The following is a 20458-nucleotide window of genomic DNA, read 5'->3' as shown; positions in this document are numbered from 1 at the left end:
CATCGACGTCAGACGCCCGAGGCGCGCCGCACCTTCACCAGATGCACTGGACGCCGCTGTGCGGTGCTCAAGTTCGCGCGCGGATGTCCGATAGCTCCGTTCCAGGGGCGCCACTACCCCCCTGGCCAGGACACCCGTCATGTCGTTCTTGAACACCATACCCGCCGCAATCCGGCCCTGGGATGAATTCAGCACCTGGAACCGCTTTCACATCGGCGACCCGTTCGAGCGCGCCGTCTGGCTGAACAAGGTCTGCCAGAGTGACCTTCCGGTGACCCTGGGTCAGCCTGGCGGTGATGTGCTGACCGTGTCTCTCTGGTCAGTCGACCAGACTGGCGCGCAACTTCACTTCAGCGCCGAGGCCAGCGAAGCCAACCGTGAGACTGTGCGGCGGCTGGCCACGGCCGCCGAGTTGTGGGGCGCGGTCTACGTCGACGACCAGAAGTTTCAGTTCCTGATGACCGGGCTGGATGTGGTGGTCAGGTCCGGTGGCCTGGCCATCAGCTGCGATGGCCCGCAGGACATGTACCGCCTTGCGCGACGCCAGGGCCAACGCATCAAGGGCTGGCCCAACAGTGTGCCGGTGGCGCAGGTGCCCATGGACCGGGCGGGCGGTGGCCCGCTCACCGTGCGTGTCGCAGACCTCGGCGCCGAAGGCTGCGGCCTTCGACTGTGCGCCGATGTCACCGTGTTCTCGCCGGGGCAGGAACTGCATGGCGTGGAGTTCGAGTTCGATGAGATCACCTACCTGGTGGCTGACCTGAAGGTGTTGCACGTGACGCCAGAGGTGGCCGACCCGACGGCACTGCGCGTGGGCTGCCGATGGCTGCAGATGTCGCCGCTGGCCGAGAAGGTGCTGCAACGCTGGATCCACCGCGGCCGCCGGCCGCGTGACCTGCTGTCGCTGGACCTGTAGTCGGTGCGCTCAGCGCATGGCGCGTGCTGCCGTCGGCGCCGTCGATGATCTTCGCCAGTTCGGCTGACGACGGGCACGCTCGAGCGTGCCGTTCGATCGGATCGAGGCTCAGCCGCCTTGCGCCCGCCGCGCCTTCACCGCCTGGGCCAGCGTGTCCAGCACGCCGATGGAATCGTCCCAGCCGATGCAGGCGTCGGTGATGCTCTGGCCGCTGGCCAGCTTCGAAGGATCGTCCTTGCCTGGGGTGAACTTCTGCGCGCCGGGCTGCAGGTGGCTTTCCACCATCACGCCGAAGATGCAACGGTTGCCCTCGGCCAGCTGGCGGCCGATGTCGGCGGCCACCTCGATCTGCCGCTGGTGCTGCTTGCTGCTGTTGGCGTGGCTGCAGTCGATCATCAGCCGGCAGGGCAGCTTGGCGGCTTCCAGGTCGGCGCAGGCCCTGGCGACGCTGCCGGCGTCGTAGTTGGGCGCCTTGCCGCCGCGCAGGATGACGTGGCAGTCGGGGTTGCCCATGGTCGAGACGATGGCCACCTGGCCGTTCTTGTGGACGGACAGGAAGTGGTGCGGGTTGCCGGCAGCCTGGATGGCGTCGCAGGCGATCTTCAGGTTGCCGTCGGTGCCGTTCTTGAATCCGATGGGCGCGCTCAGCCCGCTGGCCAGCTCGCGGTGCACCTGGCTCTCGGTGGTGCGCGCACCGATGGCGCCCCAGGCGATCAGGTCGCCGATGTACTGCGGGCTGATGGTGTCGAGGAACTCGCTGCCCGCCGGCACGCCCAGGCGGTTGATGTCCACCAGCAGCTGGCGTGCGATGCGCAGGCCTTCGTGGATGCGGAAGCTGCCGTCCAGGTAGGGGTCGTTGATCAGGCCCTTCCAGCCCACGGTGGTGCGCGGCTTCTCGAAGTACACGCGCATCACCACCTCCAGCTCGCCGGCGTGCTGCTCTCGCAGGTGCTTCAGGCGGCGGGCGTACTCCAGCGCCACGGCCGGGTCGTGGATGGAGCAGGGGCCGATGACGACCAGCAGCCGGTCGTCCAGCCCGTGCACGATGCGGCGCACCGCCTGCCGCGTGTCGGCGATCAGGGCCTCCACCGGCGTGCCGGCGATCGGGAAGAAGCGGATCAGGTGCTCCGGCGGCGGCAGGGGCACGACGTCCTGGATGCGCAGGTCGTCGGTTTCGCTGGTCTTCTCGCTGAGGGTGTAGCGGTCGGTCATGGTGGGCCTGGCTTGACAAACAAAAAACCGCCGGGGCTGCCGGCGGTTTGGGGGGTTCGGTGCGTCTGCTTTGCTTACGCGCTTGCCTCTCCAGCCGCCGTGCGGTGCGAGAACCAGAAGCTCGTAAAGAGGAATGCAAACCGAGACATGGCGCGCACTGTAGCACGGTGCGCATCGCCGCTCGCTTCCGGCAGCCCCCGAGACCCAGGCGCAACTGGCCGGATCAGGCGGCATCGCCTACGCGGCCAGCACCTCGACCCTGTTTCGGCCGCGTGACTTTGCCAGGTAGAGCGCCCGGTCGGCTCGCCTGACCAGGGCGTCGATGTCGTCACCGGGCAGCACCTTCGCGAGCCCGATGCTGATCGTCACCGGCGCGCCGTGGGCATGCGGAAACGTCTGGACGGCGTGTCGGATGCGCTCAGCCAGTGCCGCCGCGGACGCCACCTCGGTGTCCGGCACGCAGAGCAGGAACTCCTCGCCGCCCCAGCGGCCCAGGCGGTCGCTGGCACGGAGTTGGTGGGCCATCTGCGTACCGGTGGCCTTGAGCACTGCGTCGCCGGTGGCATGACCGTGGACGTCGTTGACACGCTTGAAGTGATCGACATCGATCAATGCCACCGCCAGCGGGCGCCCGTCGCGCCGGGTGGTGACCAGCGCGCGCGACAGTTCCTCCACCATCGCACGGCGGTTGGGCAGACTGGTCAGCATGTCGGTGCGCGCCAGCGCATGCATGGCCTGCATGTGTGCATGGGCTTGTTCATGGTTGTTGCGCAGCGTCACCACGGCCGCCAGCAGCACGATGAAGGTGGCCTGCGCGAGGCCCAGCACCGGCAGCAGCGGTCCACTGTCGTCAAACCAGGGCGGCAGCGCGTCGCGCGCCGACCAGACCAGCAGCGGGCCGAAGATCCCTGCGGCCGTCGTGCCCGAGACCCACAGTGCCTGGCGCAGCGGCAGGAAGACGAAGGCGCAGCCGAAGGCCAGCGGCACCCAGTACATGCCCGTGACTGTCTGGTACCACTGCTGCGGACCCGAGGCGAACCGCACCGCGCTCAGCAGCGTCACCACCAGGTAGAGGTTGAAGATGGCCACCGGCAGCACGCGCAGACCCTTCGCCCATTGAGGCCGCCGCCGCATCAGGAGCGCCGAGCCCAGGATGGCCGCTGCAGAGATCGGCAGCAGCCAACGGTCCCAGGGGGTGATGGCGCCCGAGTACGACTCCAGCGCCCAGACGGTCATCATGGCCGCCGCGCCGAAATACAGCAGCGCCAGCATCACGCGCTGCTCGGCGCGTGTGTGCTCATGGTCCAGTGTGATGGGGTCGCTGATCATCTGTTTCGCATGATCGGCCGCCGAGCACGATGTTTGAACGCAGTGGGCGGGCCCTTTTGTCCACTTCTGCGCGCCGACGGTGGCACTGTCTGGCGGGCAGCCGCGGGCGCACGCCGCGGGGGCGCCGGCGTCAGCAGGCCAAACGGGAGGAGGTCCCGTTCAGTACGCGGACGCGTCGAATCCTGCGCTGCGCATCGCGTCCAGCACGGCGCAGACGTGCTCGCGGTTGCGCGTCTGCAGCACCAGCTCCACCTCGACGTTCTGCGCGCTGAGCATCGAGAAGGCGCGCTGGTGGTGCACCTCCTCGATGTTTGCGCCGGCCTGCGCGACGACGGCGGTGATCTTGGCGAGCACGCCAGGGGTGTCGCGCGCCGCCACGCGGATGCGCGCCAGGCGGCCCGCGCGCACCAGGCCGCGACCGATGATGGCCTGCAGCACGACCGGGTCGATGTTGCCGCCGCACAGCACCAGGCCCACGCGGCTGCCGGCGAAGCGTTTCGGGTCCTTCACCAGCGCCGCCAGGCCAGCGGCGCCGGCGCCTTCGACCAGGGTCTTCTCGATCTCGAGCAGCATCACGATGGCCTGCTCGATGTCGCCTTCGTCCACCAGCACCAGGTCGTCGACCAGTGCGCCGACGATCTCGCGCGTGATCTGCCCCGGCCTGCCCACGGCGATGCCCTCGGCGATGGTGCTGGTGCCCTGCGGATGGGCCGTGCCCTTGACCGCATTGACCATCGCCGGGAAGCGCGCCGTCTGCACGCCCACGATCTCCAGCCCCGGCTTGATCGCGCGTGCCGCCGTGGCGATGCCGCTGATCAGGCCACCGCCGCCCACGGCCACCACCAGGGTGTCCAGGTCCGGCTGCTCGGCCAGCATCTCCAGGCCGATGGTGCCCTGGCCGGCGATGACGGCCGGGTCGTCGAACGGGTGCACGAAGCTCAGGCCCTGTTCGGCGGCCAGCTGCAGCGCGTGCTCGCGCGCGGCGTCGAAGGTCTCGCCGTGCAGCACCACCTCGGCGCCGAAGCCCCGCGTGCGTTCCACCTTCACGGTGGGCGTGAGCACCGGCATCACGATCACCGCACGCAGACCCAGACGCTGCGCATGGTGCGCCACGCCCTGGGCATGGTTGCCGGCCGAGGCGGCGATGACGCCCTTGAGCGGCTGGCCGGACTCGACGAGTTGCGCCAGCTTGTTCAGCGCGCCGCGCTCCTTGAAGCTGGCGGTGAACTGCAGGTTCTCGAACTTCAGGAAGACCCGGCAGCCCAGGATCTGGCCCAGCGTGCGGCTTTCGACGCAGGGCGTGTCCAGCACCTGGCCGCGTAGCCGCCCGGCCGCCGCCTCGATGTCGGACAGCGAGACCGCCATGGGCACGGCACCGGGTGTGGCCGGCATGTTCAGGCCGTGCCCCCGACCGTGAGCTTCTCGATGCGCAGCGTCGGCTGGCCCACGCCCACCGGCACGCTCTGGCCTTCCTTGCCGCAGACACCGACGCCGGTGTCGAGCTGCAGGTCGTTGCCGATCATGCTGACGCGGTTCATGGCTTCAGGGCCGTTGCCGATCAGCGTGGCGCCCTTGACCGGGTACTTCAGCTGGCCGTCCTCCACCCACCAGGCCTGGCTGGCGCTGAAGACGAAGCGGCCGCTGGTGATGTCGACCTGGCCGCCGCCGAAGTTGGTGGCGTAGATGCCGCGCTTGAGGCTGGCGACGATCTCCTTCGGGTCGCGGTCGCCGCCGAGCATGTAGGTGTTGGTCATGCGCGGCATCGGCAGGTGGGCGTAGCTCTCGCGGCGGCCGTTGCCGGTGGGCTTGACGCCCATCAGGCGCGCGTTGAGGCTGTCCTGCATGTAGCCGCGAAGGATGCCGTCCTCGATCAGCACGTTGCGCTGCGTTGCCGCGCCCTCGTCGTCGATGTTGAGGCTGCCACGGCGGTCGGCGATGGTGCCGTCGTCGAGCACGGTCACGCCCCTGGCCGCCACGCGCTGGCCGACGCGGCCGCTGAAGGTGCTGCTGCCCTTGCGGTTGAAGTCACCTTCCAGGCCGTGGCCCACGGCCTCGTGCAGCAGCACGCCGGGCCAGCCGGGGCCGAGCACGACCGTCATCTCGCCGGCCGGCGCGGGGCGGCTGTCCAGGTTGGTCAGCGCCGCGTCCACCGCCTGGTCCACGTAGGACTGCAGCACCGCGTCCTGGAAGTAGCCCAGGCCGAAGCGTCCGCCGCCGCCGGCGGAGCCCACCTCGCGGCGGCCGGCCTGCTCGGCGATGACGGTGACGTTCACGCGCACCAGCGGCCGCACATCGGCGGCGCGCGTGCCGTCGGCGCGCGCGATCAGCACCACGTCATGCTCGGCGGCCACGCTGGCCATCACCTGCACGATGCGCGGGTCCTTGGCGCGCGCCATCTTCTCCACCTTTTCCAGCAGCGCCACCTTGCTGGCGCTGTCCAGCGTGCCGATGGGGTCGGTGGGGGCGTAGAGCACGCGGCTGGCGGCTGGCTTCGTGCGCGCGGGCACCTTGATGCGGCGCTGCTGGCCGGCCGCGGCGATGGTGCGCACGGTGCGGGCGGCGTCCATCAAGGAGGATTCCGACAGGTCGTCGGAATACGCGAAGGCGGTCTTCTCGCCGGCCACCGCGCGCACGCCCACGCCCTGGTCGATGCTGAAGCTGCCGCTCTTGACGATGCCCTCCTCCAGGCTCCAGCCCTCGTGGCGGGTGGTCTGGAAGTAGAGGTCGGCGTCGTCGACGCGGTGCTCGCGGATCGTGGCCAGCGCCTGCGCCAGCGAGGATTCCGACAGCCCGAAGGGTTCGAGCATCAGCGACTGGGCGATCGCCAGCCGTTCGATCGTGGGTTCGCGCTTCATTGGCAGATTCTAGTTTTCGCCCTGCTTCCGTGACAGCGCCAGGGCATAGAGCGCGTTGCGCGGGGCGCCGCTGATCTCGGCGGCCAGCGCCACGGCCTGCTTCAGCGGCAGCTCGCGCTGCAGCACGTCCAGGGCGCGCAGGGCCGCCGGGTCGATGTCGTCGTCGCCCGCCGTTGGCGGCAGCGCATGCAGCACGAGCACGAACTCGCCACGCAGGCGGTTGGCGTCGGCCGCGAGCCAGGCCGGCAGGTCGCCCGCCGGGGCCGTGTGCACGGTCTCGAACTGCTTGGTCAACTCCCGGCACAGGGTGACGGTGCGCATCGGCGCGGCCGCCGCCAGGGCCGCGGCCAGGGTCTCGATGCGGTGCGGCGCCTCGAACAGGATCTGCGCGCCCGGCGCCGCCAGCACCGCGGCCAGCGCCGCCTCGCGCTCGCGGCCCTTGGCCGGCAGGAAGCCCTGGAACATGAAGGCCGTGGCGGTGGCATCGCCCGCCACGCTCAGTGCGGCCAGTGCGCTGCTGGGGCCCGGGATGGGCAGCACGCGATGGCCGGCGGCGGCCACCGCGGCCACCAGCCGCGCACCGGGGTCGCTGACGGCCGGTGTGCCGGCGTCGCTGACCAGGACCACGCGTTCACCCGCCGCCAGGCGGTGGATGACGTGCCCCGCGGCCGCGGCCTCGTTGTGCTGGTGCAGCGGGAGCAGCGGCTTGCGCAGTCCCAGGTGCTGCAGCAGTGCGCCGCCGACGCGGGTGTCCTCGCAGGCCACGGTGTCGGCCAGCGCCAGCACATGGATGGCGCGCAGCGTCAGGTCGGCCAGGTTGCCGATCGGCGTGGCCACCACGTAGAGTGCGCCGGTGGGCAGGGTCTGGCCGCCGGCGGCCTGTTCGGCGGCCTGCAGCAGCAGGGAGGGCGAGGTGTTCAAGGCGTTCGGCGGGGCGTTCGGCAGGGCTGGAAGCACGAAGGCGACGGGCGACGCGGCCGAGGTCCGCGCGCTGACGCATCTGCAGCGCCAGGGGCTGACGCTCGTGGAGCGCAATTATCGGGTGGCGCGCGGGCCGCGGGCACGCGGCGGCGAGGTCGACCTGATCCTGCGCGCGCCCGACGGCACCCTGGTCTTCTGCGAGGTGCGTGCCCGCCGCAGCCTGGCCCAGGGCGGTGCGGCCGCCAGCGTGGGTGCCGCCAAGCAGCGTGCCCTGGTGCTGGCGGCCCAGCACTTCCTGCGGCGATACGCGTCGCCGCCACCCTGCCGCTTCGACGTGGTGGCCATCGACGGCGACCGGCTCGAGTGGCTGCCCGGTGCCTTCGATGTCACCGGCTGAAACAGCGCGTCCGGCCCACCACGGAACCGGCCGTGTCCGACCGGTGTCCTACACTCGATGCCGATGCTCGAACCGCGCCTGCAGCAGTCCTTCTTCGACTGCGCCGACCTGCTCTACCAGGTGGCCGAGCCCCTGGGCCGCCCCATGGGCGAGGCGCTGCAGGCCTGTGTGGGCTGCCTGACCGGCGGGGGCAAGCTGCTGACCGTGGGCGGGCCGCTGGCCGCGCACGCGGCCTCGTTGCTGGTCCGCGGATTCGAGCGCGAGCGGCCGCCGCTGGCTGCGCTGACCATCGCGCCCGACCCCACGCCGCTGAGGGCGCTGGGCCACCCCGGCGACCTGCTGCTGCTGTTCGACGACCTGCTCGCGGCACCGGCGGCGCAGGCCCTGGTGGAGGCGGCGCACGACCAGGACATGGCGGTCATCGCCTTCACCGGTGCCGCGCCGGCCTGGCGCCATGCGCTGGCCGAGACCGACGTGCTGCTGGCCGTGGCGCACGAGCGCGCGGCGCGCGTGCGCGAGGTGCATCTGCTGATGCTGCATGCGCTGGTCGACGGCATCGATGTGCAACTGCTTGGAGAACAGGACCCCGCATGAATTTCCCCCGTCACGGAGGCCGGCCGCTGGCTGCCGCCCTGCTCGCGCTGGGCGCACTCACGGCGCTGCCCGGCTGTGCCCCGCTGATCGTCGGCGGCGCGATGGTCGGCGGCGTGCTCGTGGCCACCGACCGCCGCACCACCGGCGCCCAGGTCGAGGACCAGGGCATCGAGCTCAAGGCCGGCAACCGCGTCAAGGAACTGGCCACGCTGGGCCATGTGAACGTGACCAGCTACAACCGCATGCTGCTGCTCACCGGCGAGGTGCCCGACGAGACCCAGCGCGCCCGGGTGGAAGAGTCGCTGGCCCGGGTGGAGAACGTGAAATCGGTGGTCAACGAGCTGACGGTGGCCGGCAACAGCTCCACCACCTCGCGCGCCAACGACCTGCAGCTGGGCCTGAAGGTCAAGGCCAGCTTCGTCGATGCCAAGGACGTGGCGGCCAACGCCGTGAAGGTGGTCGTCGAGCGCGGCAATGTCTATCTGATGGGCCGCGTCACCGAGGCCGAAGCCGCACGTGCGGCCGACCTGGCCAGCCGGGTGCCCGGCGTGGTGAAGGTGGTGCGCGTGTTCGAGCTGATCAGCGAAGAAGAGCTGGCGCGCATGACGCCGGCGGCAAAGTAGCCGGCGGCCGGGGCCGGCCCCGGCCTACTTGCGCAGGCGGCGGATGAGGCTGGACGTGTCCCAGCGCTGACCGCCCATGGCCTGCACTTCGGCATAGAACTGGTCCACCAGCGCCGTCACCGGCAGCTGGGCACCGTTGCGCCGCGCCTCGTCCATCACCAGGCCGAGGTCCTTGCGCATCCAGTCCACCGCGAAGCCGAAGTCGAACTTGTCCTCGACCATGGTCTTGCCGCGGTTGTCCATCTGCCAGCTCTGGGCCGCACCCTTGCCGATGACGTCGAGCACCAGCGGCATGTCCAGCCCGGCGCGCTGGCCGAAGGCGATGGCCTCCGACAGGCCCTGCACCAGGCCGGCGATGCAGACCTGATTGACCATCTTGGCCAGCTGGCCGGCGCCGGCGTCGCCGATGCGGGTGACCGCGCGCGAGAAGGCCAGGGCCACCGGCTTCATGGTGTCGAAGGGCTCGGCATCGCCCCCGCACATCACGGTCAGTGCGCCGTTGACGGCGCCGGCCTGGCCCCCGGAGACCGGGGCGTCGATGAAGTGTGCGGCGCGGGCCTGCGCGGCGGCATGCAGTTCGCGCGCGATGGCGGCCGAGGCCGTGGTGTGGTCGACGAAGATGGCACCGGCGGCCAGCGCGCCGAAAGCACCGTCGGCGCCCAGCGTGACCGCGCGCAGGTCGTCGTCGTTGCCCACGCAGGCGAAGACGATGTCGGCGCCTTGCGCCGCCGCTGCCGGGGTGGGCGCGCTGGCGCCGCCATACTCGGCCACCCAGGCCGCGGCCTTGGCGGCGGTGCGGTTGTAGACCGTGACCTGGTGCCCGGCGCGGGCCAGGTGGCCGGCCATCGGATACCCCATCACGCCCAGGCCGAGAAAGGCCACGCGGCGTGCAGGAACGGAGTCGTAGGTGCGGGGGGCAGGGGCGTTCATGCCCCGATCTTAGGCGGAGCGCCGCCCGGGCGCCCCGCCGTGTGGCTCAGGCCGGCCGCTGGTCGGTGGTGCGGCGCTTGGGCGGCTCGCCCAGGTCCTCGGCCTTCATGCCGACGATGCTCATGTGCTCGGTGCCGGCCGCAAGGTCGGTGTTGCGCGAACGCTGGCTGTTGAGCTTGATCTGCAGCCGCAGGTCGTTGACGCTGTCGGCATTGCGCAGCGCATCCTCGTAGCTGATGCTGCCGTTCTCGTAGAGGTCGAACAGCGCCTGGTCGAAGGTCTGCATGCCCAGCTCGCGGCTGCGCTTCATCAGCTCCTTGATCTCGGCGACCTCGCCCTTGAAGATCAGGTCGGCGATCAGCGGGGTGTTGAGCATGATCTCCACCGCGGCGATCCGGCCGCGGCCCTCCTCGCGCGGCATCAGCCGCTGCGACACCAGCGCGCGCAGGTTCAGGCTCAGGTCCATCAGCAGCTGCTGGCGACGCTCTTCCGGGAAGAAGTTGATGATCCGGTCCAGCGCCTGGTTGGCGCTGTTGGCGTGCAGCGTGGCCAGGCACAGGTGGCCTGTCTCGGCGAAGGCGACCGCGTGCTCCATGGTCTCGCGGTCGCGGATCTCGCCCATCAGGATCACGTCGGGGGCCTGACGCAGCGTGTTCTTCAGCGCCTGTTCCCAGCCGTCGGTGTCGATGCCGACCTCGCGCTGGGTGACGATGCAGTTCTTGTGCGGGTGCACGAACTCCACCGGATCCTCGATGGTGATGATGTGGCCGTAGGAGTTCTCGTTGCGCCAGTCCACCATGGCGGCCAGCGAGGTGCTCTTGCCGGAGCCGGTGGCACCGACGAAGATGCACAGCCCGCGCTTGGTCATCGCCACGTCCTTGAGCACGCGCGGCAGGTTCAGGCTCTCGATGGTCGGCAGCGTTTGCGGGATCGTCCGGAACACCAGCCCGACGTGCCCCTGCTGCATGAAGGCATTGACGCGGAAGCGCCCCACGCCCTGCGGCGCGATCGCGAAGTTGCACTCCTTGGTGCGCTCGAACTCCGCGGCCTGCTTGTCGTTCATGACCGCACGCGCGAGCTGAAGCGTGTGCTGGCCGGTCAGCGGCTGCGGGCTGACCTTGGTGACCTTGCCGTCGACCTTGATCGCCGGCGGGAATTCGGCGGTCAGGAACAGGTCGGAGCCGTTGCGCGCCACCATCAGGCGCAGCAGGTCGCTGACGAATTTCGAAGCCTGATCGCGTTCCATGCGGGGAATCCTATCGTTGACTGCGCGCCCACGGCCTCGCAGAGCTCGGCCGGTTCGGCAGGCACGAAACCCTGCGCAGGCAGGGTTTCATGTCCAGCCTTACCCAGGGAAATTCTCTGGAATCTTCGCTTTGGCTCTGGCTTCCGCCGGCGCGATCACGTTGCGCCGCACCAGGTCGGCGAGGTTCTGGTCCAGGGTCTGCATGCCCAGGTTCTGGCCGGTCTGGATGGCCGAATACATCTGGGCGATCTTGTTCTCGCGGATCAGGTTCTTGATCGCTGACGTGCCGACCATGATCTCGTGCGCCGCCACGCGGCCGCTGCCGTCCTTGGTCTTGCACAGCGTCTGCGAGATCACCGCCTGCAGCGATTCCGACAGCATTGCGCGCACCATCTCCTTCTCGGCGGCCGGGAAGACGTCCACCACGCGGTCGATGGTCTTGGCCGCGCTGCTGGTGTGCAGGGTGCCGAAGACCAGGTGGCCCGTCTCGGCCGCGGTGAGCGCCAGGCGGATGGTCTCCAGGTCGCGCAGCTCGCCCACCAGGATCGCGTCCGGGTCCTCGCGCAGCGCCGAGCGCAGCGCGTTGTTGAAGGACAGCGTGTGCGGCCCGACCTCGCGCTGGTTGATCAGGCACTTCTTGCTCTCGTGCACGAACTCGATCGGGTCCTCCACCGTCAGCACGTGGCCGTACTCGGTCTCGTTGAGGTGGTTGACCATGGCCGCCAGCGTGGTGCTCTTGCCCGAACCCGTGGGGCCGGTGACGAGCACCAGCCCGCGCGGTTTGAGCGCCAGCTCGGCGAACACCTTCGGGCAGTTGAGCTGCTCGAGCGTGAGGATCTTGCTCGGGATCGTCCGGAACACGGCGCCGGCGCCGCGGTTCTGGTTGAAGGCGTTGACGCGGAAGCGCGCCAGGCCCTGGATCTCGAAGCTGAAGTCGCACTCGAGCGTGTCCTCGTAGTGCTTGCGCTGGGCGTCGTTCATGATGTCGTACACCATGTCGTGCACCATCTTGTGGTCGAGCGCCTCGACGTTGATCCGGCGCACGTCGCCGTGCACGCGGATCATCGGCGGCAGCCCGGCCGACAGGTGCAGGTCCGACGCCTTGTTCTTGACCGAGAAGGCCAGCAGCTGGGTGATGTCCATGCAGGATGGGGCGCGGGCAGGCGCCCTTAAGCTCGGGGGATTATGAGCAGCATCGGCATCAGGCTACAAGAAGTGAAGGCGCGGCTGGCATCCGCCTGTATCGCGGCGGGCCGCGGTGTCGACAGCGTCACGCTGCTGGCGGTGAGCAAGACCCAGGGCCCTGACGCGGTGCGCGAGGCCGCCGCCGCCGGCCAGCGTGCCTTTGGCGAGAACTACGTGCAGGAAGCGCTGGACAAGATGGCCGCGCTGCGCGACCTGCCGCTTCAGTGGCACCTGATCGGCCCGCTGCAGAGCAACAAGACCCGTGTGGTGGCCGAGGCCTTCGACTGGGTGCATTCGGTGGATCGGCTGAAGATCGCCCAGCGCCTGGCCGACCAGCGCCCGGCGCACCTGCCGCCGCTGCAGCTGTGCCTGCAGGTCAACGTCAGTGGTGAGCACAGCAAGAGCGGCGTGGCGCCGGCGGAGGTGCCGGCGCTGGCCGCCGCCGTGGCCGCACTGCCTGCGTCGCGGGTGCACCTGCGCGGGCTGATGGCGATCCCGGCGCCGGCCGACACGGTGGCGGTGCAGCGCCTGCCCCACCGCGCGCTGCGCGAGCTCGCCACGGCCCTGGCTGAACAAGGGTTGCATCTGGACACCTTGTCGATGGGCATGAGCGACGACCTGGAGGCGGCCGTGCTCGAGGGCTCGACGATGGTGCGCGTGGGCACGGCCATCTTCGGCCGGCGCGAGGCCTGAGGTCGCGCGGCCGCGCACGGAATTCCTTCACGAACATCGCCCTCAAGTTTTGGCTTGAGCGGCCGAGAGGAAAAATTCACGCAGGCCGGCGTGCCTTTTCACGCCCAATCGTTCACGTTTCCAAATGTGAGATGACCCCAGAACAAGGGGCATTTCAGATGATCGCGCCCACTCGCTCCACATCGGGCCGAGCGGTGGGAAAGGAAACAAGAATGACCGTGCTGACCCCGTTCATCGTGCTGATCGAACGCCGTCGCCTGAAGCAGAAGCTCAGCTGGCTGATGGCCTCGCTGCTGCTGGCCGCCGGTGTCACGGCACACGCCGACGCCGCTCGGGAGGCCAAGAAGCATCGCAAGTTCGCCCGCGACCTGGCGCCGGCCCTCGACGCACGCGACGACGCACCCCTGCGCCACCGCTGGGAGAAGAAGAAGAACGGCAGGCGCATGGTGCAGGCCGTGGTGGTCAGCGACTCGAACGATCCGGAACTCAAGGCGCTGCAGCGTTTCATCGAGCGCGCCGGCGGCACGGTGCACGCCCGCTTCGCGTCGGTGCGCGCCCTGTCGGTGACGATGCCGGCGCGCGCGCTGCGCCGCCTGGAGGCGCGCGACGACGTCGTCTCGGTGTCGCCCAACCGCGTGACGGCACGCGCCGGCAGCGACCTCGAACTCACGACCGGCGCCCTGACCTCGGCGGTCCGTGTCGACAGCCTGTCGCTGCTCCCGGGCTGGGGCTTGGACGGCAGCGGCGTGGGCATCGCGGTGCTGGACTCTGGCGTGATGCGCCGCCATGCAGCGTTCAGCGACGCCAATGGCAACAGCCGTGTCGTCAAGAGCGTGAATCTGGTCGGTTCAGGCACCATGGCGCTGATGGCCTCCGGTTTCGCCCCGGGCTCGCTGGCGCGAGAGGCCTTCGAGGCGGCGGTGGACAACGGCAGCAACGCCGACGCGGACCGTCACGGCCACGGCACGCACGTGGCCGCGGTCGCGGCCGGGCGGGCCACCACCCTGGTCAAGGGCACCGCCGGTGTGGCGCCGGGTGCGTCGATCGTCGACGTCAAGGTGCTGGGCGACGACGGCCAGGGCACGATGGCCGACGTGCTCGGCGGCCTGGACTGGGTGATCTACAACGCCAAGCGCTACAACATCCGCGTCGTCAACCTCAGCCTGGCGTCGGATTCCACGGAGTCGTGGGAGACCGACCCGCTGGCGCGTGCGGCCCGGGCCGCCACGGCCGCCGGTCTCACCGTGGTGGTGTCGGCCGGCAACTACGGCCGCGCGACGGCCGGCCGGTTGCGTTTCGGCAGCATCGGCTCGCCGGGCCACGATCCGTCGGTGATCACCGTGGGGTCGACCCACATGCGGGGCACGACGGCGCGTGGCGACGACACCGTCAACCTGTTCAGTTCGCGCGGTCCCACGCGCGGTGCGCTGGAGCTGACCAACGGCAGCGTGCGCATCGACAACCTGATGAAGCCGGACCTGGTGGCGCCGGGCAACCGCATCGTCGGCGCTGCCGCCGTGGCCACCAACGGCACCTGGAACAAGCTGGCGCGCGACTACCCGGCACTGACGGCGGGCTTGGGCGCCCTGCAGGGCAGCGACCGCAATCTGATGTACCTCTCGGGCACGTCGGTCTCCGCGCCGGTGGTCGCCGGTGCCGCGGCGGTGCTGCTGCAGGCCAACCCGGGGCTGACGCCGCCCCTGGTCAAGGCGCTGCTGCAGTTCACGGCGCAGCCGCTGCCGGGTGCGGCCCTGGCCGAACAGGGCGCGGGCCTGCTGAACCTTGACGGTGCGGTGCGCATCGCCAAGTCGCTGCGCCCCGACATCGCCCAGCGCATCGCCACAGGCACGCTTCAGGTCGGCGATTCGCTGCTGGCCACATCAATGCCGGCCTTCCCGACGAGCACGGTGGGTGGGCAGAGCTTCAACTGGAGCCGCATGGCCTTCGTAGGCGGCTCGCACATCGCGTCGCACAGTTCGCTGTTCCGCTACCACCAGGCCATCTGGGACCCGCGCGTGGTCTGGGCCAACGGCAAGGTCGAGCGCATCTCGATCGGCTACTGGCCCGCCAGCGGTACCGTGGCGGCCAACACCGTGCCGCGCAGCTTCGGAACGGTGCCGTTCACCAGCGGCGCACTGCTCAGCGGCGGTGTGGTACTCGGCACCGCATTGACCGGCACGCAAAGCGTGTTTGCCGGTGCAGACATCGTCTCGGGCGCGCTGATCTCCGGCAGTGGTGTGATCCTCAGCGAGGGCGTGATCCTCAGCGAAGGGGTGATCCTGAGCGAAGGCGTGATCCTCAGCGAAGGCGTGATCCTGAGCGAGGGTGTGATCCTCAGCGAAGGCGTGATCCTCAGCGAGGGGCAGCCCTGACGCTGGGCGGACAGCCGCAGTCCTCACTCAAGCGAGACCATGGGGTGCCGATAGACCGGCACCCCGTTTCCTTTCTGGGCCCGCGATTCATGTCAGCACAGCCGCCCGCCGCCCCCGAGCCTCTGCCGGCTGCGCCCTGGCGGCGGCTGCATGCTGCGCTGATGCCGGACTACAACCGCCCGGCCACCGTCTACTGGTGGTGCGTGGTGGCGCTGGGCGCTTCGGCGCTGCTGTGGTCGGTCTTTCGCGTCGCCGCCTTGCCGGGGGCCCTGGGCCTGCAGGTGCTGGCCGGGTGTGTGGTCACCATGCTGGCGGGCCTGTTTCCGGTGCGCATCCCGGGCTCGAACAACTCGTTCGCTGCCGGCGAGATCTTCATCATTCTGGTGCTGCTCGTCTACGGGCCGGAGGCTGCCGTGCTCGCCGCCGCCTGCGAAACCGGTGTCGGTGCCCTGCGCACGTCCAAGCGCTGGACCAGCCGCATCGTCAGCCCGGCAGCGTCGGCCCTGTCGATGCTGGTCATGGGCACGGCGTTGCACGTGTGCATCGACGCGCTCCCGCCAGGCGCCATCGGCGAAGCCTCCGTGCTCGTGCTGGCGATGGCTTTCGCGGTGGCGCACTTCGTGCAGAACATGCTGCTGATCACGCTGGTGCTGCATCTCAAGGCGCGCCAGCGGCTGGACATGCGTGCGTTCTTCTCCAGCTTCGGCTGGGTCGGCACCAGCTACGCGGCTAGCGCGCTGATCGCCGGGCTGCTGTACCTGGCCTTCCGCACCACCGGCATCGGGGTGATGGCCGGCGCGGTGCCCATCATCATCGTGCTGCTGGTGATGCTGCACTACCACTTCCGCCAGCGCGAGTCGGACGACGAGGCCCAGCGTCTGCGCATCGAGGCCGCCGAGCGTGAAGCCGAGCAGGCGGCCCGCCACCTGCAGGCGCTGCGGGCCAGCGAGCAGCGCTTCCACAGCGCCTTCTCGCACGCAGCCATCGGCATGGCGCTGGTGCAGCCCGATGGCCGGGTGCTGCAGGTCAACGCCGCGCTGTGCGCGCTGCTGGGCAGCGACGAGGCCACCCTGCTCAGGCGGCCGTTCCAGTCGGTCGTCCACCCCGAGGACGTGGACCTGCTGCAGCGGCAGTGGCGCGACGTGGGCTCACCACGTGGCAGCGATGCCACGGTGGAGCTCCGCTGCGTGCCCACCGACGGCCGGGCGCTGCACGTGGCCCTGCACAGCGGCCAGTTCGCCGACGACGACGCGGCCGAACCCTGCCTGATCCTGCAGGTTCAGGACATCACCGCACGCCGGCAGGCGGAGGCGCAGCTGCAGCACATCGCCTACCACGACGGTCTGACGGCGCTGGCCAACCGCATCCGCTTCGGCCAGTGTCTCGCGCAGGCCATCGAGCGCGGCCACCGCGAGCCGGGTTACGCCTTCGCGGTGATGTACCTCGACTTCGACCGCTTCAAGCTCATCAACGACACGCTGGGCCACAGTGCCGGCGACCGCTTCCTGACCCAGGTGGCCAAGCGCATCCAGGCTCAGGTGCGGCCCTGCGACACCGTCGGCAGGCTGGGGGGCGACGAGTTCGCCGTGCTGGTGGACAACCTGGGCGACGAGTCTGCGTTGCTCGCGATGGCCGAGCGGCTGCAGCAGGTGCTGGCAAAGCCCTATGCGCTGGACGGCACCGAGGTCACCAGCAGCGCCAGCATCGGCATCACCTTCAGCAGCGTCGGCTACGAGACGCCGGGCGACGTGCTGCGCGACGCCGACATCGCGATGTACCGCGCCAAGGCCGCCGGGCGCGCACGCACGGCGCTGTTCGACGCGAGCCTGCGCGCCCAGCTGGCGTCGCAGGTGAACCTGGAACGCGACCTGCGCCGTGCGCTGGAGCAGCAGCAGCTGAGCCTGGCCTTCCAGCCGATCTACGACCTTGCCTCCGGCCGCGTGGACAGCTTCGAGGCCCTGGTGCGCTGGCAGCATCCGGAGCGCGGGGCCGTGCCGCCGTCCACCTTCATCCCGATCGCCGAGGAATCGGCGCTGATCGGCCAGCTCACCGAGTGGGTGCTGCGCCACGCCTGCGCCCAGCTGCGCGCCTTCGAGCGCGACCTGCCGCCGGGCCATGCCCGTCCGCGGCTGCACGTCAACGTCTCGGGCACCGACATGTGCCGTGCCAATTTCGTCTCCCAGGTGGCTGCGGCGCTGCTCAGCAACGGGCTGGAGCCCGGGCAGCTGACGCTGGAGATCACCGAAAGCACGCTGATGCAGCGGCTGGACAACGCGCTCGACGTGATGGGCCGGCTGCGCGAACTGGGCGTGGGCCTGTCGGTGGACGACTTCGGCACCGGCTATTCGTCGCTGGCCTATCTGTCGACCCTGCCGATCACCAGCCTGAAGATCGACCGCAGCTTCGTGCAGCGCCTGCAGGACCAGACCAGCGACGCCGAGGTCGTCAAGGCCGTGATCACGCTGGGCCATGCGCTGGGCAAGACCGTGATCGCCGAGGGCATCGAGACGCCGGACCAGCTGGCGCAGCTGCGCGCACTGGGCTGCGGCCTGGGCCAGGGCTATCTGCTGGCGAGGCCGCTGAGCCCGGAGGCGGCCTCGGCCGTGGTCGCCGTCGAGCGGCGCTGGCCCGGGCCGGACGCCCGGCCGTCGGATTTCGCACGCTTCACGCCCACCGGCTTCAGCGACTCGGCGCTGACGGTGCACTGACCAGGGCCGGTGCGGGCTGACCACCCGCCGCCCGTGTCACAGCGGCAGCTGCGCGCTGTGCTTGACCTCCTCCATCACCGCGTACGTCCGCGTCTCGCGCACACCCGGCAGGGTCCAGATCACGCTGCCGATGAACTCGCGGTACGCGGCCATGTCGGCCACGCGCGTCTTGAGCAGGTAGTCGAAGCCACCGGCCACGAGGTGCGCCTCCAGGATCTCCGGGCGCGACTGCACGGCGGCCTTGAAGGTGTCCATCACGTCGTGCACCGTGCGGTCGAGCAGCACCTCGATGAACACCAGCAGCCCGGCGCCCAGTTTGGCCGGATTCAGCCGCGCTTCGTAGCCCAGAATGTAGCCGTCGCGGTGCAGCCGCCGCACGCGCTCTAGCACGGCCGTGGGCGACAGGTGCACCGCCTCGGCCAGCTTGAGGTTGCTGATGCGGCCGTCGGCCTGCAGCACGCGCAGGATGCGGCGGTCGATCTTGTCGATCGGGCGGGCAGCGTCGTCCATGGCGGGCGATTCTCCATCGCCGGCCCCGATCTCCGCAGCATCGTCGGCCTAGTCGTCGCGTGGCCGAGACATCGTCAGCGGATGCCGGCACGCAGGAAACTCTGCACGAACTGCCGCTGGAACAGCAGGAAGGCCACCAGCAGCGGCGCACTGGAGATCAGCGTGGCGGCGTTGATGATGGCCCAGTCGATGCCCTGGTCGGTGCCGGCGAAGACCGACAGGCCCACCGTCAGCGGCCGCGTCTCCACCGAGTTGGACACCACCAGCGGCCACAGGAAGTTGTTCCAGTGGTGGCTCACCGACACCAGCGCATAGGCCAGGTACACCGGCTTGGCCAGCGGCACGTAGACGCGCCAGAGCACGCCGAAGCTGCCGCAGCCCTCGATGCGCGCCGCTTCCTCCAGTTCGGTGGGCACGGTCTTGAAGGTCTGGCGTAGCAGGAAGATGCCGAAGGCCGAGGCCACGTAGGGCAGCGCCATCGCGCCCAGCGTGTCCACCAGGCCCAGCGCGTGCATGCTGCGGTAGTTCTCCACCAGCACCACGTCGGGCATCACCATCAGCTGCACCAGCACCAGGGCGAAGGCGAGGTCGCGGCCCGGGAAGCGGAAGCGCGCGAAGGCATAGGCCGCCAGCGTGCACAGCACCAGCTGCCCGGCCAGGATGCTGCCCACCAGCACGAAGGTGTTGAGGAAGTAGCGCGGGAAGGGGGCGGCGGCCCAGGCGGCGCCGAAGTTCTCCAGCGTCAGCGGCGCCAGCAGCTCGAAGCGCGCCGAGTACGCCGTGGGGTGGATGGCCGACCACACGGCATAGGCCAGTGGCAGCACCCACAGCAGCGCCAGCAGCCAGGCGCCCAGGGTGTTCAGCGCGGTGTCCAGGCGGGTGGGGTGCAGCATCAGCGGGTCACTGGTAGTGCGTGCGCCGCTCGAGCACGCCGAACTGCAGCAGCGCCAGCGCCGCCAGGATGGCCAGCAGCACGGCCGTCAGGGCCGCCGCGTAGCCGGCGTCCCAGTACTTGAAGCCGGTCTCGTAGATGTAGTACAGCAGCAGCGAGCTGGCGTTGTCCGGCCCGCCGCGCGTCATCACCACGATGTGGTCCACCAGCCGGAAGGCGTTGATGACGGCATTGATGAGCACGAACAGCGTGGTCGGCATCAGCAGCGGGAAGGTCACGCGCCAGAAGAACTGCCAGCGGCTGCAGCCCTCCAGTGCCGCGGCCTCGCGCAGTTCCGGCGACTGCTGCTGCAGCGCCGCCAGGTAGAAGATCATGAAGAAGCCGGCCTCCTTCCACACCGCCACCGCGATCACGGCGCCGAGCACGGTCTCCTTCGAGCCCAGCCAGTTGTGCGCGCCGGCGCCGAACCAGCCGCGCACCTGGTCGAGCAGGCCGTAGTCGGGCGTGTAGAAGAACAGCCAGATGTTGGCCACCGCGATCATCGGCAGCACGGTGGGCGTGAAGTAGGCCAGCCGCAGCAGGCCGCGCCCGGCCAGCGCCCGATTGACCCACAGTGCCATCACGATGGCCAGGGCGATGGACGGCACGATGGTGCCCAGCGCATACCAGGCGTTGTTGACCAGCGCGGTGAGGAACACCGGGTCCTCGGCCAGCAGCCGGTAGTGCTCCAGCCCCACGAAGCGGGCCGGCCGGTTGGGCTTGGGCGTGGTGTACAGGCTGTGCCACAGCGTGGCCAGCGCCGGCCAGTGCGTGAACGCGGCCAGCAGGGCGGCTGCCGGCAGCAGCAGCAGCCAGCCGATGATGGCGTGGCGGCGGTCGGTCATGTGACGCTGACCATGGTGCATCGGCAATGCGGGTGAACGTCGGATTGCGACCCGGAGCGGACGTTGGACCTTTGTCCGTTTGCATTGGCGCAGGCCACGGAGGGCGGGTCTGGCCTGGCGCTCCTGTCCCCCGGCTCGCGCAGGGCGCTTGCCTCCTCCTTTACCTCGCGCCAGGCCAGACCCGCCCTCCG

The 20458-nt window shown here is 70.0% G+C and carries 18 protein-coding genes; 7 read left to right on the top strand and 11 right to left on the bottom strand.

From position 1 onward, the window contains the following. The first annotated feature begins 139 nt into the window (after positions 1-139). Positions 140-916 (top strand): flagellar brake protein, encoded by a 777-nt coding sequence (locus tag ENE75_RS23120; RefSeq protein WP_128201159.1) that lies wholly within the window; start codon positions 140-142, stop codon positions 914-916. Positions 917-1024: 108 nt separating this feature from the next. On the opposite strand, the gene ENE75_RS23115 is transcribed toward ENE75_RS23120, so the two are convergent. From ENE75_RS23115 to rsmI, 5 genes are all read right to left on the bottom strand, one after another. Then, positions 1025-2128 carry a 3-deoxy-7-phosphoheptulonate synthase gene (locus ENE75_RS23115; protein WP_128201157.1) on the bottom strand — a complete coding sequence of 368 codons (1104 nt, stop codon included), beginning with the start codon at positions 2126-2128 and terminating at the stop codon, positions 1025-1027. A gap of 237 nt (positions 2129-2365) precedes the next feature. Next, entirely contained in the window at positions 2366-3457 is a 1092-nt protein-coding gene (locus tag ENE75_RS23110; protein WP_128201155.1) for a GGDEF domain-containing protein, read from the bottom strand. A 159-nt stretch (positions 3458-3616) separates the two neighbouring features. Further along, the gene (locus tag ENE75_RS23105) at positions 3617-4849 is read right to left on the bottom strand and encodes a threonine ammonia-lyase (protein ID WP_233259235.1); all 1233 of its coding nucleotides are present in this window, start codon (positions 4847-4849) and stop codon (positions 3617-3619) included. A gap of 2 nt (positions 4850-4851) precedes the next feature. Continuing rightward, positions 4852-6312, bottom strand: coding sequence for a metalloprotease TldD (gene tldD / locus ENE75_RS23100; protein ID WP_128201153.1), 1461 nt, complete (start codon positions 6310-6312; stop codon positions 4852-4854). Positions 6313-6321: 9 nt separating this feature from the next. Next, complete coding sequence (gene rsmI, locus ENE75_RS23095) at positions 6322-7233, bottom strand: 16S rRNA (cytidine(1402)-2'-O)-methyltransferase (RefSeq protein WP_128201151.1); 912 nt, start codon at positions 7231-7233, stop codon at positions 6322-6324. On the opposite strand from rsmI, the gene ENE75_RS23090 reads away from it, so the two are divergent. The 3 genes from ENE75_RS23090 to ENE75_RS23080 are packed head-to-tail and all read left to right on the top strand — an operon-like array spanning position 7226 to position 8847. Beyond that, positions 7226-7630: a YraN family protein gene (locus tag ENE75_RS23090; protein WP_128201149.1), complete on the top strand. Its 405-nt coding sequence runs from the start codon at positions 7226-7228 to the stop codon at positions 7628-7630. The genes rsmI and ENE75_RS23090 overlap by 8 nt on opposite strands. 57 nt (positions 7631-7687) lie before the next feature. Next, positions 7688-8224 (top strand): phosphoheptose isomerase family protein, encoded by a 537-nt coding sequence (locus ENE75_RS23085; protein ID WP_445677792.1) that lies wholly within the window; start codon positions 7688-7690, stop codon positions 8222-8224. Then, positions 8221-8847 (top strand): BON domain-containing protein, encoded by a 627-nt coding sequence (locus tag ENE75_RS23080; RefSeq protein ID WP_128201145.1) that lies wholly within the window; start codon positions 8221-8223, stop codon positions 8845-8847. The genes ENE75_RS23085 and ENE75_RS23080 overlap by 4 nt, the downstream gene beginning before the upstream one ends. Before the next feature lie 24 nt (positions 8848-8871). On the opposite strand, the gene ENE75_RS23075 is transcribed toward ENE75_RS23080, so the two are convergent. The 3 genes from ENE75_RS23075 to ENE75_RS23065 form a co-directional block, all read right to left on the bottom strand. Next, positions 8872-9777: an NAD(P)-dependent oxidoreductase gene (locus tag ENE75_RS23075; protein ID WP_128201143.1), complete on the bottom strand. Its 906-nt coding sequence runs from the start codon at positions 9775-9777 to the stop codon at positions 8872-8874. A gap of 46 nt (positions 9778-9823) precedes the next feature. Next, positions 9824-11023, bottom strand: a complete 1200-nt coding sequence (locus tag ENE75_RS23070; RefSeq protein ID WP_128201141.1) for a PilT/PilU family type 4a pilus ATPase — start codon at positions 11021-11023, stop codon at positions 9824-9826. Positions 11024-11122: 99 nt separating this feature from the next. Continuing rightward, a complete protein-coding gene (locus ENE75_RS23065; protein WP_128201139.1) occupies positions 11123-12166 on the bottom strand; it encodes a type IV pilus twitching motility protein PilT in 1044 nt (347 codons plus the stop codon). A 42-nt stretch (positions 12167-12208) separates the two neighbouring features. On the opposite strand from ENE75_RS23065, the gene ENE75_RS23060 reads away from it, so the two are divergent. From ENE75_RS23060 to ENE75_RS23050, 3 genes are all read left to right on the top strand, one after another. Further along, positions 12209-12901 (top strand): YggS family pyridoxal phosphate-dependent enzyme, encoded by a 693-nt coding sequence (locus ENE75_RS23060; protein ID WP_128201137.1) that lies wholly within the window; start codon positions 12209-12211, stop codon positions 12899-12901. A 212-nt stretch (positions 12902-13113) separates the two neighbouring features. After that, on the top strand, positions 13114-15273 hold the full coding sequence (locus tag ENE75_RS23055; RefSeq protein WP_158289063.1) for a S8 family serine peptidase: 2160 nt from the start codon (positions 13114-13116) through the stop codon (positions 15271-15273). A gap of 161 nt (positions 15274-15434) precedes the next feature. Beyond that, positions 15435-17981, top strand: coding sequence for a putative bifunctional diguanylate cyclase/phosphodiesterase (locus tag ENE75_RS23050; protein ID WP_158289062.1), 2547 nt, complete (start codon positions 15435-15437; stop codon positions 17979-17981). A gap of 36 nt (positions 17982-18017) precedes the next feature. Here the strand turns inward: ENE75_RS23050 and ENE75_RS23045 are convergent, their stop codons facing one another. The 3 genes from ENE75_RS23045 to ENE75_RS23035 all read right to left on the bottom strand — a co-directional run bounded on the left by ENE75_RS23045 (position 18018) and on the right by ENE75_RS23035 (position 20267). Continuing rightward, positions 18018-18491: an Lrp/AsnC ligand binding domain-containing protein gene (locus tag ENE75_RS23045; protein ID WP_128201132.1), complete on the bottom strand. Its 474-nt coding sequence runs from the start codon at positions 18489-18491 to the stop codon at positions 18018-18020. Between the two features lie 74 nt (positions 18492-18565). Next, a complete protein-coding gene (locus ENE75_RS23040; protein WP_375138507.1) occupies positions 18566-19384 on the bottom strand; it encodes a carbohydrate ABC transporter permease in 819 nt (272 codons plus the stop codon). 7 nt (positions 19385-19391) lie between these two features. Beyond that, positions 19392-20267, bottom strand: coding sequence for a carbohydrate ABC transporter permease (locus tag ENE75_RS23035; protein ID WP_128201130.1), 876 nt, complete (start codon positions 20265-20267; stop codon positions 19392-19394). Positions 20268-20458 lie beyond the last annotated feature (191 nt).

Source organism: Rubrivivax albus (assembly GCF_004016515.1).
Taxonomy (GTDB): domain Bacteria; phylum Pseudomonadota; class Gammaproteobacteria; order Burkholderiales; family Burkholderiaceae_C; genus Rubrivivax; species Rubrivivax albus.
This window is presented reverse-complemented; position numbering and strand designations above follow the sequence as displayed.